Origin of the sequence: Clavibacter michiganensis subsp. insidiosus (genome assembly GCF_002240565.1) — a bacterium.
GTDB classification, from domain to species: domain Bacteria; phylum Actinomycetota; class Actinomycetes; order Actinomycetales; family Microbacteriaceae; genus Clavibacter; species Clavibacter insidiosus.
The window spans coordinates 2,641,570-2,657,646 of the sequence record NZ_MZMO01000001.1 but is presented as its reverse complement, the minus strand read 5'-3'; the positions used below and the strand labels follow the sequence as shown (position 1 = coordinate 2,657,646).

Here is a 16,077-nt window from a genome sequence, read left to right as displayed (position 1 = left end):
CTCTCCGCGACCCACGTTAGCGGGTGGGCGGCCGGGCACCCGCGGGCGGCAGGAGACGGGGGCGGGTCCGCGCTGCCCGGGAGTCCGGTGGGGGAACGGCCAGAACACGCGTGACCCTCCCATGGGGGGAGGCCTGCGGCGTATGCTCATGCCGTCGGGTCAAGCCCGACGTGTGGCGGATCCAGGATTCCCCCGATCCTTCGTCACGTGGCGGCGCCCGTTCCCCCGATGGGCGCCGCCCCTCTCGACTCCAGAGCGGCTCCTCCCCAGCGCGGCGCGGCGACGCCTCCTCCCCGCGTCGTCTCGACCCGTCAGCACGGCGGACGGCCGCGCCTAGTGTCCGCGCATGATCGAGTGGCAGGCATCCGTCGTCGGTCGGGGCGTCCTCCCGGGGGAGGCGTCGCGGCATCGGTCCGCGGGAGGCGCGGGCCCGGGAGCGGACGCCCCTCCTCTCGTCGTCGCCCCCGCGGCGTTCGTCCCTCGGGCGCGGACGCCCGTCGGGGTGCCGGCCCATCCGACGTCGGGAGATCGGAGGCCGGCGTCACCCTGCGCCTCCCGGCGGGCGGTACCGCCGCCGTTCCCTGTCCGATCCCGTCCCCGCGCCGGGTGCCGCAGGTGCTCGGTCCCCTCGCCGCTCTGGCGCAGGACCCCCGGACGACCGACGTGTTCGTCAACGGCGACGGCGAGGTCTGGGTGGACCGGGGATCCGGGCCCGAGCGCCGACCCGACGTCGACATCGGTGGTGAGCCGTCCGTGCGGGCGCTCGCCGTGCGACTGGCCGCGGAGGGCGGCCGGCATCTGGACGAGGCGGCGCCGTGCGTGGACGTGCGGCTGGGCGACGGGATGCGCATCCACGCGGTGCTGCCGCCCGTGTCGACGCGCGGCACGCTGCTCTCCATCCGGCTCCCCTCGCGGGCGAGGCCGACGCTCGACGCGCTCGACGCGGCGGGAGCGTTCCCGCCCGGCTGCCGCGCGTTGCTCGAGGAGGCGGTGCGCCGACGCACGAACCTCCTGATCACGGGCGCCGGCGGAAGCGGGAAGACGACCCTGCTCGGCGCGCTGCTCGCGCGGGCGGATCCGCGGGAGCGCATCGTGCTCGTCGAGGACGTCGCCGAGCTGCGGGTGCGGCATGCGCACGTCGTGTCCCTCGAGGCCAGGCAGGCGAACATCGAGGGGGCCGGGGAGCTGTCCCTGCCCCGCCTGGTGCGGGAGGCGCTGAGGATGCGGCCGGACCGGCTGGTCGTGGGGGAGTGCCGCGGCAGCGAGATCCGGGAGCTGCTGGGCGCGCTCAACACGGGGCACGACGGAGGCGCGGGCACCCTTCACGCCAACGGCGTGGCGGACGTGCCGGCCCGGCTCGAGGCCCTCGGCGCGCTCGCCGGCATGGACGCGGTCACGACGGCACGCCAGGCGGTGAGCGCGATCGGACTCGTCATCCACCTGGCGAGGACGCCGCAGGGCCGTCGGGTGACGGCGGCCGGCCGCCTCGCGACCGGCGACGACGGCCGCCTCCGGGTCATGCCCGTGCGCTGGGACCCCGGCGCGGATCCGACGGCGCAGCCCGCGGTGGCGGCGTCGGCGTCGGACGCGCGCAGGACCGGCGCATGATCCGGCGCGCCCACGCCGTCCCGCTGCGTCGGCGTCTGCGCGGCGGGGGCGAGGAGGCGGTCGTCGAGGAGGCGGAGGAGATCGCCGCGTTCGTCCGACGCCTCGCGGTGCTGCTCGGTGCGGGCTTGCACCTCGAGCGCGCGTGGTCGCAGCTGGCGCCGCCGGACGCGCGGGTCCGCCGGGGGGAGCGCGCGGTGCCCGCCCTGGCGCGACGCGTGGCCGCGGCCCACGGGTCGGCGCCACTCGCCGCACGCATCGTGGCGGCGGCCACCGCGGCCGAGCGGGCGGGCGGCTCGACCGCGCGATCGTGGTGCGCGCTCGCGGCCGGGCTCGAGGTCGCGGACGGCACCGGAGCGCCGCTCTCGCGATCCCTCCACCGGCTCGCCGACTCCCTCGTCGACATCGCCCGGGTGCGCCGCGACGCGGGGACGGCGCTCGCGGGGCCCGTGGCGACCAGCCGGACGGTGCTCCTCATGCCCGTCGCCGGCCTGCTGCTGGCCGCCGGGCTCGGGTTCGATCCGCTGCGCGTCCTCGTCACCACCGTGCCCGGGATGGTGTGCCTCGTGGTGGGTTCCTCGCTCGTGGCGATCGGGTGGCGGTGGAACCGCGGCCTGGTGCGCCGGGCCGTCTCGCGCGAGCCGACGCCGGGACTCGTCCTCGACCTGGTGGCGATGGCCATGTCCGGCGGGGCGTCCGTGCCCCGCGCGGTGGCGGTCGTCCGCCGCGCGTGCGAGCGCGCCGGGCTGGGCACCGGCGACGATCTCGACGCCGTCGGGTCGGTGGTGGACGTGGCCGCCCGCACGGGCGCACCCGTCGCCGTGCTCCTCGGGAGCGAGGCGGAGCGGATCCGGAGGGACGCCGCCACCTGGGCCGAGCGGGCGGCGGCGCGTCTGGCGGCGCGGCTCATGCTGCCGCTGGGCGTGTGCATCCTGCCGGCGTTCCTGGCGGTGGGCGTCGTCCCGATGCTGCTGGCCGTCGTGTCCTCAACACTCGGCCGCGGGTGACGGCTTCCACCATCGCGGATCCCGCCGTGGGCGGAGCCCTGCTGGCGGGGCATGGTGACGTCCCGGCCGATGGTCGGCGGGGAAGGACGGCGGGCAGCGCCCGCCAGAGGGAGAGGACGAGGACATGGGACGAATCGAGGAGCGGGTGCATCCGATCGACGTGCATGGCGCGGGGGCCGCGGCGGCTCGGGGATCCGCATCCGGGACGATCGGGATCGCGGCGGCACCGGAGGGCCGCGCTGTCTGGCCGCTGGCCGCTGCTCCGGCGACGGCGGGTCCGTCGCGATCGTCGGGAGGCGCGGTGAGCTGCGCGAGGAGCTGCGGCGGGGAGGTGGCGACGGCGCCCCCGAGGCTCGTCCTGTCGCGGTCCGCGCGTGTCGCCCGGGCCGCGCGTCGTGCGCTCCTCGGCCGCGCAGCGGACGACGGGGGCGCGGCCACCGCCGAGTACGCCATCGCGACCATGGCGGCGGTGGCGTTCGCCGGACTGCTCGTGGTCATCCTGCAGAGCGACGAGGTCCGCGGCATGCTCCTCGACCTCGTGCGGCGTGCCCTGACCTACGACCGGTGATCCCGCTCGCCTGGGCGGCCGGGAGCCCGCACCACGATCCGCGGGCGGCCCCCGTCGCGGATCGCGGGGCGGCGGCCGCGGAGCTCGCGGTCGTGCTGCCCGCGGTCGTGCTGGTCCTCGGGTTGTGCCTGGGCGCGGTGCAGACGGTCGGCCAGCAGGTCGTGCTGACCTCCGCAGCGGAGGAGGCGGCACGGAGCATCGGACGCGGGGAGGACGCGGGCACGGCATCGGCGCGCATCGAGGGCGCGGCTGCGGGAGCGTCCATGGCGGTGGATCGGTCGGGTCACGCCGTCTGCGTCCGGCTCACGGCGCCCAGCCGATTCGGGCCCGCGGGCGCGGCCGGGCTCCGCGTCTCGGCGCGGGGGTGCGCATGGCAGGAGGATCCGGGTGCCCCGTGACGGCGACGGCGGCTCGGGCACCGTGGTCGCGGTCGGCGTGCTCGGGGCGGTCACCGCTCTCGCGCTGGCCACGGTCGCCGTCTCCTCGGTGCTCGTGGAGAGGGCGGCCGCCGCGGGGGCCGCGGACTCCGGAGCACTCGCCGCGGCCGACGTCGCCGCGGGGTTCGCGACCGGCTCCCCCTGCTCGGCGGCCGAGGAGGTCGTGGTCGCCGCCGGGGCGTCGCTCACGGGATGCGAGGTCACGGGCACGACGGCGGTCGTGGAGGCGGAGCGCCACGGCGGCCCGATGGGCATCCCGGTGACGGCGCGTGCGCGAGCCGGTCAGCCTCCGTCCGGGGCGTCGGGGTGACCCGCACCGGCGCCGTTTCCCGGTCGTCGTCCCTGTCCTGCCTGAGCCGACGCGCGCCGGTCCCGAGCGTCTCGTCGCCGGCCCGCGAGAGCGGGGGAGGCGCCATCGGGCGCCCCCGTCCACGTCCGACCGGGGCGCTCCAGCCTGGCCGCGGCGCCGCCCGGACGCGTCGCGTCCGGGCGGCGTCGCGATTAGGTGGCCGGTCGGTACGCGTGTGTATGGTGTGCCTTGTCGGGGACCCCGCCGCACGTCGCCCCGGATCGGATCCGATCCGAGCGGGCACGCATCCCGGACACCGGGCCGGACACCGGCCCCCATGAACGCATATATAAGGAGTCACGTGCCCGGCACGAAGAAGTTGGTCATCGTCGAGTCGCCGGCCAAGGCCAAGACGATCGCCCAGTACTTGGGCAGCGGCTACGAGGTGCAGGCCTCGGTGGGCCACATCCGCGATCTCATCGAGCCCAAGAACCTGCCGCCGGAGCTCAAGAAGGGCACGCTCGGCAAGTTCTCCGTGGACGTCGAGAACGGCTTCGAGCCGTACTACGTCGTCAGCGACCAGAAGAAGAAGACGGTCGCCGACCTCAAGCGGGCGCTCAAGGACGCCGACGAGCTCTTCCTCGCGACGGATGAGGACCGCGAGGGCGAGGCCATCGCCTGGCACCTCCTGCAGGTGCTGAAGCCGAAGGTGCCGGTCAAGCGCATGGTCTTCCACGAGATCACGAAGGAGGCCATCGAGCGCGCCCGCGACAGCACGCGTGACATCGACACGGCCCTCGTGGACGCGCAGGAGACACGTCGCATCCTCGATCGCCTCTACGGCTACGAGGTGTCGCCCGTGCTCTGGCGAAAGGTCGGACCCGGCCTGTCCGCGGGTCGCGTGCAGTCCGCCGCCACCCGATTGGTCGTCGACCGCGAGCGCGAGCGCCTGGCGTTCGTCACCGCCTCCTATTGGGATCTGACGGCATCGCTCTCGCCGCTCGAGCAGGAGCTGCCGTTCGACGCCCGACTCGTCCGCATCGACGGTGCCCGCATCGCCACAGGCCGCGACTTCGACGACAAGGGCGCGCTCAAGAACGACTCGCGCCCGCTCGACGCGAGCAGCGCCGAGGCGCTCGCCGTGGCGCTCCGCGACCCGTCCGTGCCGCTGAAGGTGCAGAGCGTCGAGTCCAAGCCCTACACGCGTCGCCCCGCCGCGCCGTTCACCACGTCGACGCTCCAGCAGGAGGCCGCGCGCAAGCTGCGCTTCTCCGCCCGGCAGACGATGAGCGTCGCGCAGTCGCTCTACGAGAACGGGTACATCACCTACATGCGCACCGACTCGCCCTCGCTGTCGCAGCAGGCGATCAACGCGGCGCGCAAGCAGGCCGCGGAGCTGTACGGGCCGGAGACCGTGCCGGACAAGCCGCGCCTCTACGCGGGCAAGAGCAAGAACGCCCAGGAGGCCCACGAGGCCGTCCGCCCCGCCGGCGAGACCTTCCGCACGCCGCAGCAGCTCGCCTCCACGCTGCGCGGCAACGACCACAAGCTCTACGACCTCATCTGGAAGCGCACCATCGCGTCGCAGATGGCCGACGCGAAGGGATCCACCGCCTCGGTCGTCATCGCCGCGGGCCCCACGTCCGCGGGTGAGGTGGCCGAGTTCGCCGCATCGGGCACGGTCATCACGTTCCGCGGCTTCCTGGCCGCGTACGAGGAGAGCCGCGACGAGGAGCGCCACGGTGCCGCCGAGCCGCGCGAGGCGAAGCTGCCCGACCTCAAGAAGGGCCAGGACCTGCGCCTCGTCGACGTCGACGCCAAGGGGCACGAGACCAGCCCGCCCCCGCGTTACACGGAGGCGAGCCTCGTCAAGACGCTCGAGGAGCTGGGCATCGGTCGCCCGTCGACCTACGCCGCCATCATCTCGACCATCGTCGACCGCGGCTACGTCACCCCGCGCGGCACGGCGCTCGTCCCGAACTGGATCGCCTTCTCGGTGGTGCGGCTGCTGGAGGAGTTCTTCACGGAGCTGGTGCAGTACGACTTCACGGCCGGGATGGAGGACGACCTCGACCGCATCGCGGAGGGCTCGGCCGAGCGGGTCGACTGGCTGAAGGGCTTCTACTACGGCAACGACGCGCACAAGGGGCTCCGCCCCACCATCGACAACCTCGGCGAGATCGACGCCAAGGAGATCAACTCGCTGCGCATCGCGGACGACATCACGCTCCGCATCGGCAAGTACGGGCCCTACCTCGAGGTGCACGAGGAGGGTGCCGCCGCGGACGCGACGCCCCGTCGCGTCAACCTGCCGGAGGACCTCGCGCCGGACGAGTTGACGGCCGCCAAGGCGCGCGAGCTCATCGACGCCCCCGTCGTCACCGACCGCGTCATCGGCATCAACCCCGCGAACGGCAAGCAGGTCGTGGCGAAGGACGGTCGCTACGGCCCCTACGTGACCGAGGTCGACCCCGAGCCGGAGGCGGCGCCCGCCGCTGCCTCGGACGGCGTGGATCCCGCGACCGGCGAGGTGCTCGAGAGCGCGTCGACGGCCACCACGGCGGCGCCCGCGAAGAAGGCGCCGGCCAAGAAGCCCGCCGCGAAGAAGGCGGCGGCCGTCAAGCCGCGCACCGCGTCCATCTTCAAGTCGATGGACCTTGCCACGGTCGACCTCGAGACGGCCCTGCGCCTCCTCGACCTCCCGCGCGTCGTCGGCGAGGACCCGGAGACGGCCACGCCCATCACGGCGCAGAACGGCAAGTACGGCCCGTACCTGAAGAAGGGCACGGACTCGCGGTCGCTCACGAGCGAGGAGCAGATCTTCGAGATCGACCTGCCCGGCGCCCTCGAGGTGTTCGCGCAGCCCAAGTACGGCGCCCGGCGCCCGTCCAGCGCGCTCAAGGAGTTCGACGCGGATCCGGTCAGCGGCAAGGGCATCAAGGTGAAGGACGGCCGCTTCGGTCCGTACGTCACGGACGGCGAGACCAACGCGACGATCCCGAAGAGCGAGTCCGTCGAGGACATCGACTTCGACCGCGCGGTCGAGCTGCTCGCCGACAAGCGCGCCAAGGGGCCGGCGAAGCCGAAGGCCAAGGCGAAGGCCCCGGCCAAGGCGAAGGCCAAGGCGCCCGCGAAGGCGAAGACGACCACCGCGAAGACCACCGCGGCAAAGACGACCGCGGCGAAGACGACCACCGCGAAGAGCGCCGCCGCGAAGACGACCGCCGCGAAGGCGACCACCGCGAGGTCGGCCGCCGCCACGAAGGCCGCGGCGACGCGGGCCGCCAACAAGGCGGCCGCTGCTGCGGCGACGGCGTCCGACGCGACGTGACCGGCGTCTTCATCACCCTGGAGGGCGGCGACGGCGTGGGGAAGTCCACGCAGTCGGCGCTCCTCCGGGGGTGGCTGGAGGAAGAGGGCCACGAGGTCGTCGTCACCCGCGAGCCGGGCGGCAGCGACCTCGGGGTGGAGATCCGCGAGATCGTGCTGCATCGTCGCGGGCACATCGCGCCGCGCGCCGAGGCGCTGCTGTACGCGGCCGACCGCGCGCACCACGTCGAGACCGTCGTCCGGCCGGCCCTCGAGCGGGGCGCCGTCGTCCTGCAGGACCGCTACCTCGACTCGTCCGTCGCCTACCAGGGGGCCGGCCGCGTCCTGGACGCCGCCGAGATCCGCGACCTGTCGCTGTGGGCCGCGCAGGGGCTCCTGCCCGACCTGACCGTGCTGCTCGACCTCGACCAGGCCGCCGCCCGGGTCCGCCTCGACGCCGCGCGCACCCGCTTCGACCGGCTCGAAGCCGAGCGCGCCGACTTCCACGGGCGCGTGCGCCAGGCGTTCCTCGGGCTCGCCGACGCGGAGCCGGGGCGCTTCCTGGTCGTCGACGCCGGGCGCCCCCGCGAGGAGATCGCCGAGGAGATCCGCACCCGCGCGCAGGCGCTGATCACGGCGGGAGCCTCCGCGTGAGCGACGCGGCGACCGACCGCGCCTCCGCGCCGACCGCGTCCGCGACGCCGGCGATCGACGCGCAGCCGTCCGGGGCACCCGGGAGCCCCGACGGCCGGGCCATCTGGGACGAGCTCACGGGCCAGTCAGAGGCCGTCGCCCTGCTCGCCGCCGCCAGCAGCCCCCGGGCCACCGCGCGCGACGCCGCCGGCACCGCGCTCGCGCACTCGTGGCTCATCACGGGGCCTCCCGGATCCGGCCGCTCGAACCTCGCCTACGCCTTCGCGACCGCGCTGCTCAGCGACGGCACGCCGGAGGGAGATGCGGCTACGGCCCGTCAGGTCGCCGCCCGCAGCCACCCCGACCTCGGCGTGCTCGCGACCGAGCGGGTCATCATCGCCATCGACGAGGTGCGCGCGCTCGTCACGTCGTCGCAGTACTCGCCGTCGGTCGGCCGGTACCGCGTCATGGTCGTCGAGGACGCCGATCGGATGACGGAGCGCACGTCCAACCTGCTGCTGAAGGCGCTCGAGGAGCCGCCGGAGCGCACCATCTGGATCCTGTGCGCGCCCAGCGAGGCCGACCTGATCCCGACCATCCGCTCCCGCGTGCGCAGCGTGCGGTTGCGCATCCCGTCGGTCGAGGACGTGGCCGTCCTGATCCAGCGTCGCGACGGCGTCGACGCCGCCACGGCGACCCGCGCGGCGCGCGAGGCGCAGAGCCACATCGGCATGGCGCACCGGCTCGCCACCGACGCGGAGGCCCGCGAGCGCCGCAGGCGCACCCTGGAGCTCGCGCTCGGGATCCGCTCGGTCGGCGACGCCGTGCGCGCGGCCGCCGCGATGCTCGAGCTCGCGGGCCAGGACGCGAAGGCCTTCACGGTGCAGCGCGACGCCGACGAGCGCGAGCGCGCGCTCCGGTCGCTCGGCGTGCAGGACGGAGGGTCGATCCCGCCGCAGCTGCGCGCGCAGATCCGGCAGCTCGAGGAGGACCAGAAGCGGCGCGCCACGCGGAGCCTCCGCGACGGCATCGACCGGATCCTCGTCGATCTCATGTCCCTGCACCGCGACGTGCTCCTGCACCAGCTGGGTGCGGACCTGCCCCAGGTGAACGAGGCGATCGCGCCCCGGATCGCGGAGGCCGCCGGGGCCGGGTCCGCGGCGGCGTCGCTCGCGGTCCTCGACGCGGTCGGGGTGGCGCGCCGTCGGATCGACGCCAACGTGTCGCCGGCGCTCGCCTTGGAGGCCATGCTCGTGTCCATCACCCGCACGCGCCCGTCGGGTCGCGCGTGAGGGGCCGGGGGGCGCGGGCGCCGGCCGTCCGTCGTGCCGGAGCCCTGGGCGCGGTCCTCCTCGCCGCGGCCGTCGCCCTGAGCGGCTGCGGCCTCATCCCCGTGCCCGAGCCGCGCAGCTCCACGTCGAGCCCGACGACGGAGGACGTCGCGCCCGACCTCGCGCGGTACTACGAGCAGACGCTCGCGTGGTCCCCGTGCGAGGACGGCGCGCAGTGCGCGACCGCGACGGCGCCCCTCGACTGGTCCGCGCCGGACCCGGCCACCGACATCCAGCTCGCCCTCGTGCGGCACACCGCGCGCGGCGCCGACGGGCCGCGCGGCTCGCTCTTCGTCAACCCGGGCGGCCCGGGGGCGTCCGGCGTCGACTTCGTGAAGGCCAGCGTCGACTACGCGGTCTCGCGCGACCTGCAGGACGCGTACGACGTCATCGGCTGGGATCCCCGCGGCGTGGGGGCGTCGACCGCCGTCGACTGCGTCGACGACGCCCAGCTCGACTCCTTCCTCTACGGCGAGACCGAGGCGCCTCCGGGCACCCCGGCGCACGACGAGGAGCTGGTGCAGGCGTCGAAGTCGTTCGCGGAGTCCTGCGCCGCCCGATCCGGCCCGCTGCTGCAGTTCATCGACACGCAGAGCACCGTGCACGACCTCGACATGCTGCGGGCACTGGTGGGCGACGAGAGGCTGAACTACCTCGGCTACTCCTACGGCACGAGCATCGGCGCGCAGTACGCGCAGGACTTCGCCGGGCACGTGGGGCGCATGGTGCTCGACGGCGCGACGGACCCGTCCGCGAGCTCGTTCGACGTCGTGCTGGCGCAGACGACCGGCTTCCGCACCTCGTTCGAGTCGTACATGGCGGCGTGCCTCGCGGGTCAGGGGTGCCCGTTCCGCGGATCCGTCGACGAGGGCGAGAAGACCGTCGCGACCCTCCTCGGCCGCCTCGACCAGAGCCCGCTGCGCGCCTCCGACGGGCGCGAGCTCGACGGGCAGGTCATGCGCAGCGCCATCGACTCCGCGCTCTACAGCGAGCAGCAGTGGCCGGCGCTCACGACCGCGTTCACCGAGGCCCTCCGCGGCGAGTCCGGGACGACGTTCGCGCTCGCCGACTCCTACTTCGGCCGCAAGCCCGACGGGACGTACAGCGGGAACTTCTACGAGGCCTTGGTCGCCATCCAGTGCATCGACTACCCGGTGGAGCGGGACCCGGCGGTGCTCGTGAGGGAGGCGGCCGAGATCCGGGCCGCCGCCGGCGAGCTGGCCGACGACGACACCTCCCGCGACGGCGAGCCCGACCCGCTCTGCGGCAACTGGCCGTACCCGGCCCGGGATGCCCCGGCGCCCGTGTCGGCGGAGGGCGCGGCGCCCGTCGTCGTCGTCGGGACCACGGGCGATCCGGCCACGCCCTACTCGTGGGCGGAGGCGCTCGCGGGTCAGCTCTCCTCGGGGGTGCTCCTCACCTACGAGGGCGAGGGGCACATCGCCTACGACGAGCGGGATCCGTGCATCGTGTCCGCGGTGGACGGTTACCTGCTCGGCGGGGATCCGCCGGCCGCCGGCACGACCTGCGGGTGATGCGGGCGCGCCAGACCCCGGGTGGAGCGGCCCTGCCTCGTTCGTGTGCGGGAGCAGCCTCCCGCATCCGGTATGCTCTCTACTCGTGCCCGGTACTCGCTGAGTCCGGGCCGGGCCGCCTTAGCTCAGTCGGTAGAGCATCTCACTCGTAATGAGAAGGTCGTCAGTTCGATTCTGACAGGCGGCTCCACCACCCCTCCTCCCTGTCCCGTCCTCCGTCGACGAGGGAGGACGCGGCATCCCCGTCCCCCCACAGGGCGACCTCGTCGGCCACGTCCCCGGGGTGCCGGCGGCCGGACGGACCCTCGGGCCCGGCGTCTAACATGGCCCCATGCGATCCCCAGCCGACGGCCCCGACCGCGCGCGCGCCGACCGCACCGACCGGGACGCCCATGCGTCCCGCGCCCGCGCCCGCGACCGCCGTCGCACCCGCTCCCTGACGGCTGCCGTCGCCGTGGTCGCCCTGCTCGCGGCCGGTGCCGTCGGCGCCGGCGCGCTCACCGGCCGTGCCGGCAGCGCCTCCGCGAGCGTCGCCGCCGCCGACCCGACGCCCACCCCGAGCCCGACGCCCACCGAGGCGCCGCCGCGTCCCTCGCCCGCCGTCCAGGCCGCCGCGCGCGACCTCCGCATGTGCTCCATCGCCTCCCTCGCGCAGGATCCGCGCCTCGCCACCTTCGAGGGCCAGGTCCGCGACGCCGCGACCGGACGCGTGCTGTTCGACCGGAACGGCAGCACGCCGGAGCGCACGGCGAGCGTCATGAAGGTCATCACCTCGGCCGCCGCCCTCGCGGCGCTCGGCCCCGATCGCCGCATCGCCACCACGGTGGTCCGCGGGTCCGAGCCCGGCACGGTGGTGCTGGTCGGGGGCGGGGACCCGACCCTGACGCGCCTCACCTCCGGGAGCTCCGTCTACCCGGGGGCGCCGCGTCTCAGCGACCTCGCCCAGCAGGTGCGCACGGCATGGGCCGCGGATCCCGCCACGGCCGGCACGCCCATCACCCGCATCGTGCTCGACACGTCCCTGTTCTCCGGGGACACGTGGATCCCGTCCTGGGCCCCCACGGAGCGGAAGGCGGGGTACTCGAGCTTCATGACGCCGCTGCAGCTCGACGCCGACCGGGCGGATCCCGCCGCCGTCGTCTCCGCCCGCAGCGAGGATCCGCTGGCGCGCGTCGGCAGCACCTTCCGCTCCATGCTCGGCGGGTCGGCCGACGTCACCCAGGGCACGGCTCCCGCCGGCGCCGCGGTGCTCGGCAAGGTCGAGTCGCAGCCGGTGTCGTCGCTCATCCAGACCGCGCTCATCAACTCCGACAACGTGCTCGCCGAGTCGCTCGCGCGGCTCGTGAGCATCCAGGTCGGCGCGGGGAACACGCAGCAGTCGCTGGCGACCGGGATCCCGAAGGCCCTGCAGGCGTACGGGCTCGACACCTCCACGCTCACCATCGTCGACGGCCAGGGCCTCAGCCCCGACGACCGGGTCCCGCCGTCGTTCCTGGCCCAGCTGATGATCCAGGTCGACCAGCGCCAGCAGGCGCTCGGCTACCTGCACGACGGACTGCCGGTCGCGGGCCGCACCGGCACGCTCTCCAGCCGCTTCACCGGCGACAGCGCGGTCGCCCGCGGGCACGTCGTGGCCAAGACCGGCTGGATCGACACCGGGTACACGCTCGCCGGCATCGTCGACGCGGCGGACGGCACGAAGCTGACCTTCGCGTTCTACGCCATCGGGAACGTGACGGGGGACGCGAAGATCGCCCTGGACGCGCTGGCAGCGGGCACGTACCGCTGCGGGGCGGATCTGGGGGACGAGTGACGCGCGGCCCGGTCCCGGGCGGCGGACACACGGCACCGGGCCCGGCCCGGGGAAGGAGCGGCGCATGAGCAGGGCCTTGTTCATCATCGACGTGCAGAACGACTTCACGGAGGGCGGCGCGCTCGGCGTCGACGGCGGCGGCGACGTCGCGCGGGGGATCACCCGGCTCCTCGCCGCGGAGCCGTACCGGTACGACCACGTGCTCGCCTCCCGCGACTGGCACGAGGCGACGGGTGGCAACGGCGGGCACTTCGCCGCGGTCGGCACCGTCCCCGACTTCTCGACCACCTGGCCCGAGCACTGCGTGCAGGGCACCCACGGCGCCGAGTACCACGCCGACCTCGACGTCACCGCCGTCGACTTCCACCTCCAGAAGGGCCAGGGCGCGCCCGCCTATTCGATCTTCGAGGGCACGACGGAGGACGGCGTGCCGCTCGCGGACCTGCTGGCGCTGCACGGGATCACCGACATCGACGTGGTCGGCCTCGCGACCGACTACTGCGTGCTCGCCTCGGCGCTCGACGCGGTCCACCAGGGCAAGCGCGTGCGGATCCTCGCCGACCTCGTCGCGGGCGTCGCGCCGGCCACCAGCGCCGCCGCCCTCGACCGCCTGCGCGACGCCGGGGCGGAGATCGTCGAGGGTCCGGCCGACTGAGGGTCGACGTGGCCGGCGCGGCCGGCGCGGCCGCGAGCACGGGCACGCGCACCAGCGCGAGGACGAAGACCAGCACGACACCGCACGGAAGACGCGAGGACACCATGAGCGCATCCACCGAGACCGACCTCCTGTCGGGCACCCCCACCACCCTGCTCATCGGCGGGGAGCGGGTCGACGCGGAGGGCGGGGCGACGTTCGAGGTCCGGGATCCCGCCACCGACGCCGTCATCGCGCACGTCGCCGACGCGAGCCCCGCGGACGGCGCGCGCGCCCTCGACGCGGCGGTCGACGCGCAGGCGGAGTGGGCGGCGACCGCGCCGCGCGTCCGGGGCGAGATCCTCCGCCGCGCGTTCGACCTGCTCCAGGAGCGCAAGGACGAGTTCGCGCTCCTCATGACGCTCGAGATGGGCAAGCCGCTCGCCGAGTCGCTCGGCGAGGTGACCTACGGCGGCGAGTTCCTCCGCTGGTTCTCCGAGGAGGCCGTGCGCATCACGGGCCGCTACGGCACGAACCCCGAGGGCACCGGCCGCATGATCGTGTCGCAGCACCCGGTCGGGCCGGTGCTGCTCATCACCCCGTGGAACTTCCCGCTCGCGATGGCGACCCGCAAGATCGCGCCGGCGCTCGCCGCGGGCTGCACCGTGGTCATCAAGCCGGCCGACCTCACCCCGCTCACCACGCTCCGCTTCGCCGAGCTGCTGGCCGAGGCGGGGCTGCCCGCGGGCGTCCTCAACGTGATCCCCACCACGAAGGCCGCCGACGTCACCGGCCCGCTCATCGCCGACCCGCGTCTGCGCAAGCTGAGCTTCACCGGATCCACGCCCGTCGGCCGGCAGCTCGGCGCGCAGGCCGCGCAGAACGTGCTGCGCGTCTCGCTCGAGCTCGGCGGCAACGCGCCGTTCGTGGTCTTCGCCGACGCCGACCTCGACAAGGCCGTGGAGGGCGCCATGGCGGCGAAGTTCCGCAACGTCGGGCAGGCGTGCACGGCGGCGAACCGCTTCATCGTCGAGGCGTCGATCGCGGACGCGTTCGCCGACCGGCTGCAGGAGCGCGTCGATCGGATGCGGATCGGCCGCGGCACCGAGGAGGGCGTCACGGTCGGACCGCTCATCGACGGCCGCGCGGTCGACAAGGCCGACCGCCTGGTGCGCGACGCCGTCGAGCGCGGCGCCACCGTGCGCGCGGGCGGCGAGCCGCAAGACGGCGCCGGCCACTTCTACCCGCCGACGCTCATCACGGGCGTCGCCGAGGGCAGCGACATCCTGCGCGAGGAGATCTTCGGGCCCGTCGTCGCCATCGTGCCGTTCGACGACGAGGACGACGCCGTGCGCCTCGCCAACGACACTGAGTTCGGCCTCGTCTCCTATGTCTTCACCCAGGACCTCGCCCGCGGCCAGCGCATGATCGAGCGGCTCGAGACGGGAATGACGGGCCTCAACATGGGCGTCATCTCCAACGCGGCCGCGCCGTTCGGCGGTGTGAAGCAGTCGGGGCTCGGGCGGGAGGGCGGGCTCGAGGGGATCCACGAGTACCTGAACACCAAGTACACGCTCACGCCCGACCCCTTCGCGTCGTAGTGGCGCACGTCGTCCCGGTCGACGACCTGGCGGATCCGCGGCTCGCCGACTACAGCCACCGCACCGACGTCGCGCTCCGCAAGGCCGCGGGGGCGGGGCACGGGATCTACCTGGCGGAGTCGGCGCTGGTGCTCGAGCGGGCGCTCCGCGCCGGGCACGCACCACGGTCGGTGCTCGCGCTCGGCGGCACGGTGGATGAGGCCCTGGCGCTGGTCGGCGACCGGGACGTGCCGGTGTTCACCGGGCCCGGCGAGCTGCTCGCGGAGCTCACCGGCTACGTCCTGCACCGCGGCGTCGTCGCGTCGCTCGACCGGCCCGCGTTGCCCACGGTCGCGTCGCTCCTCGCGGACGCCCGGCGCGTCGTGGTGCTCGAGGACGTCGTGGATCCCACGAACGTCGGCGCGATCTTCCGCTCGGTCGGCGCGATCGGGGCGGACGCGGTGCTCGTGACACCGCGCTGCACGGATCCGTTCTACCGCCGCGCCATCCGCGTCAGCATGGGCACGGTGCTGCAGGTGCCGTGGACGCGCACGGGGGAGTGGCCGGAGACGCGCGCCGCCCTGGCCGACGCCGGGTTCCACCTCGCGGCGCTCGCGCTGACGCCCGACGCCGTGTCGATCCGCGACTTCCCGGCCGAGGAGCACGAGCGGCTCGCCATCGTGCTCGGGTCGGAGGGGCCGGGGCTGTCGGCGGAGGCGATCCGGTCGGCGGACACGGTGGTGCGGATCCCGATGGCGCACGGCATCGACTCGCTCAACGTGGCGGCGGCCAGCGCGGTCGCGCTCTACGCGCTGACGACGCCGGCCGGCTGACCGCGCGGGCCGCGCCCTCCCGCGGCGGGCGGCGGGCCGCTCCGCGACCGATCCCGGGCCGGCGGCGCGGCTCGCGACGTGAGCGCCTAGCCTGGCCACATCCACGAGAAGGGGTCCCCATGAGCACGCGTCCCGCACGCCGGCGCCCCACGCGCCTCGCCGTCGTCTACCTGGTGCTCGCGGCGGCCGGCCTCGTGCTGACGTGGTCGGCGAACATCCGCGTCGTCATGGAGGGCCGCGACTTCCTCGCCGACCTGTCCGCCGGGGGTCCTGCGGTGTCGTCGCTCTCGTGGGACCTGCTCATCGCGGCCGTCGCGAGCGTCGTCTTCATCATCGTCGAGGGGCGGCGGCTGCGGATGCGGCGCGTCTGGATCTACGTGCTGCTGGCCCCGCTCGTGGCGTTCGCGGTCGCCCTGCCGGTGTTCCTGGCGGCACGGGAGATGCACCTGGGCGCGCCGGATCGCACGGAGCCGACGCCGGGCGCGTGATCGCGCCGGAGCACC

General features: G+C 74.8%; 14 protein-coding genes and 1 tRNA gene. All 15 read left to right on the top strand.

Features of this window, described 5'->3' with window-relative positions; genetic code table 11:
* The first annotated feature begins 615 nt into the window (after positions 1–615).
* The 15 genes from B5P21_RS12845 (at position 616) to B5P21_RS12775 (ending at position 16,062) form a co-directional block, all read left to right on the top strand.
* Positions 616–1,608, top strand: coding sequence for a TadA family conjugal transfer-associated ATPase (locus B5P21_RS12845; RefSeq protein ID WP_246865289.1), 993 nt, complete (start codon positions 616–618; stop codon positions 1,606–1,608).
* A complete protein-coding gene (locus tag B5P21_RS12840) occupies positions 1,605–2,612 on the top strand; it encodes a type II secretion system F family protein (protein WP_094171233.1) in 1,008 nt (335 codons plus the stop codon). Before B5P21_RS12845 ends, B5P21_RS12840 begins: the two co-directional genes overlap by 4 nt.
* 358 nt (positions 2,613–2,970) lie before the next feature.
* Entirely contained in the window at positions 2,971–3,180 is a 210-nt protein-coding gene (locus B5P21_RS17350; protein ID WP_045530492.1) for a DUF4244 domain-containing protein, read from the top strand.
* Positions 3,177–3,578, top strand: coding sequence for a TadE family type IV pilus minor pilin (locus tag B5P21_RS12830; RefSeq protein ID WP_052663226.1), 402 nt, complete (start codon positions 3,177–3,179; stop codon positions 3,576–3,578). The genes B5P21_RS17350 and B5P21_RS12830 overlap by 4 nt, the downstream gene beginning before the upstream one ends.
* Entirely contained in the window at positions 3,568–3,927 is a 360-nt protein-coding gene (locus tag B5P21_RS12825) for an Rv3654c family TadE-like protein (protein WP_045529135.1), read from the top strand. The genes B5P21_RS12830 and B5P21_RS12825 overlap by 11 nt, the downstream gene beginning before the upstream one ends.
* A 340-nt stretch (positions 3,928–4,267) precedes the next feature.
* A complete protein-coding gene (topA, locus tag B5P21_RS12820; RefSeq protein ID WP_045529134.1) occupies positions 4,268–7,237 on the top strand; it encodes a type I DNA topoisomerase in 2,970 nt (989 codons plus the stop codon).
* Positions 7,234–7,869: a dTMP kinase gene (gene tmk, locus B5P21_RS12815; RefSeq protein WP_045529133.1), complete on the top strand. Its 636-nt coding sequence runs from the start codon at positions 7,234–7,236 to the stop codon at positions 7,867–7,869. The genes topA and tmk overlap by 4 nt, the downstream gene beginning before the upstream one ends.
* Positions 7,866–9,140 (top strand): DNA polymerase III subunit delta', encoded by a 1,275-nt coding sequence (locus B5P21_RS12810; RefSeq protein WP_373455969.1) that lies wholly within the window; start codon positions 7,866–7,868, stop codon positions 9,138–9,140. The genes tmk and B5P21_RS12810 overlap by 4 nt, the downstream gene beginning before the upstream one ends.
* On the top strand, positions 9,137–10,714 hold the full coding sequence (locus tag B5P21_RS12805; RefSeq protein ID WP_045529132.1) for an alpha/beta hydrolase: 1,578 nt from the start codon (positions 9,137–9,139) through the stop codon (positions 10,712–10,714). Before B5P21_RS12810 ends, B5P21_RS12805 begins: the two co-directional genes overlap by 4 nt.
* Positions 10,715–10,828: 114 nt before the next feature.
* Positions 10,829–10,904 (top strand) — tRNA-Thr (locus tag B5P21_RS12800).
* A gap of 141 nt (positions 10,905–11,045) precedes the next feature.
* Positions 11,046–12,527 carry a D-alanyl-D-alanine carboxypeptidase/D-alanyl-D-alanine endopeptidase gene (dacB, locus tag B5P21_RS12795; RefSeq protein ID WP_269082411.1) on the top strand — a complete coding sequence of 494 codons (1,482 nt, stop codon included), beginning with the start codon at positions 11,046–11,048 and terminating at the stop codon, positions 12,525–12,527.
* 64 nt (positions 12,528–12,591) lie between these two features.
* A complete protein-coding gene (locus B5P21_RS12790; RefSeq protein WP_045529130.1) occupies positions 12,592–13,182 on the top strand; it encodes an isochorismatase family protein in 591 nt (196 codons plus the stop codon).
* Positions 13,183–13,286: 104 nt separating this feature from the next.
* Positions 13,287–14,762, top strand: coding sequence for an NAD-dependent succinate-semialdehyde dehydrogenase (locus tag B5P21_RS12785; protein ID WP_045529129.1), 1,476 nt, complete (start codon positions 13,287–13,289; stop codon positions 14,760–14,762).
* Positions 14,762–15,574 (top strand): TrmH family RNA methyltransferase, encoded by an 813-nt coding sequence (locus B5P21_RS12780; RefSeq protein ID WP_094171232.1) that lies wholly within the window; start codon positions 14,762–14,764, stop codon positions 15,572–15,574. The genes B5P21_RS12785 and B5P21_RS12780 overlap by 1 nt, the downstream gene beginning before the upstream one ends.
* Positions 15,575–15,693: 119 nt before the next feature.
* Positions 15,694–16,062 carry a DUF2834 domain-containing protein gene (locus B5P21_RS12775; protein WP_094171231.1) on the top strand — a complete coding sequence of 123 codons (369 nt, stop codon included), beginning with the start codon at positions 15,694–15,696 and terminating at the stop codon, positions 16,060–16,062.
* The last annotated feature ends 15 nt before the right edge of the window (positions 16,063–16,077 follow it).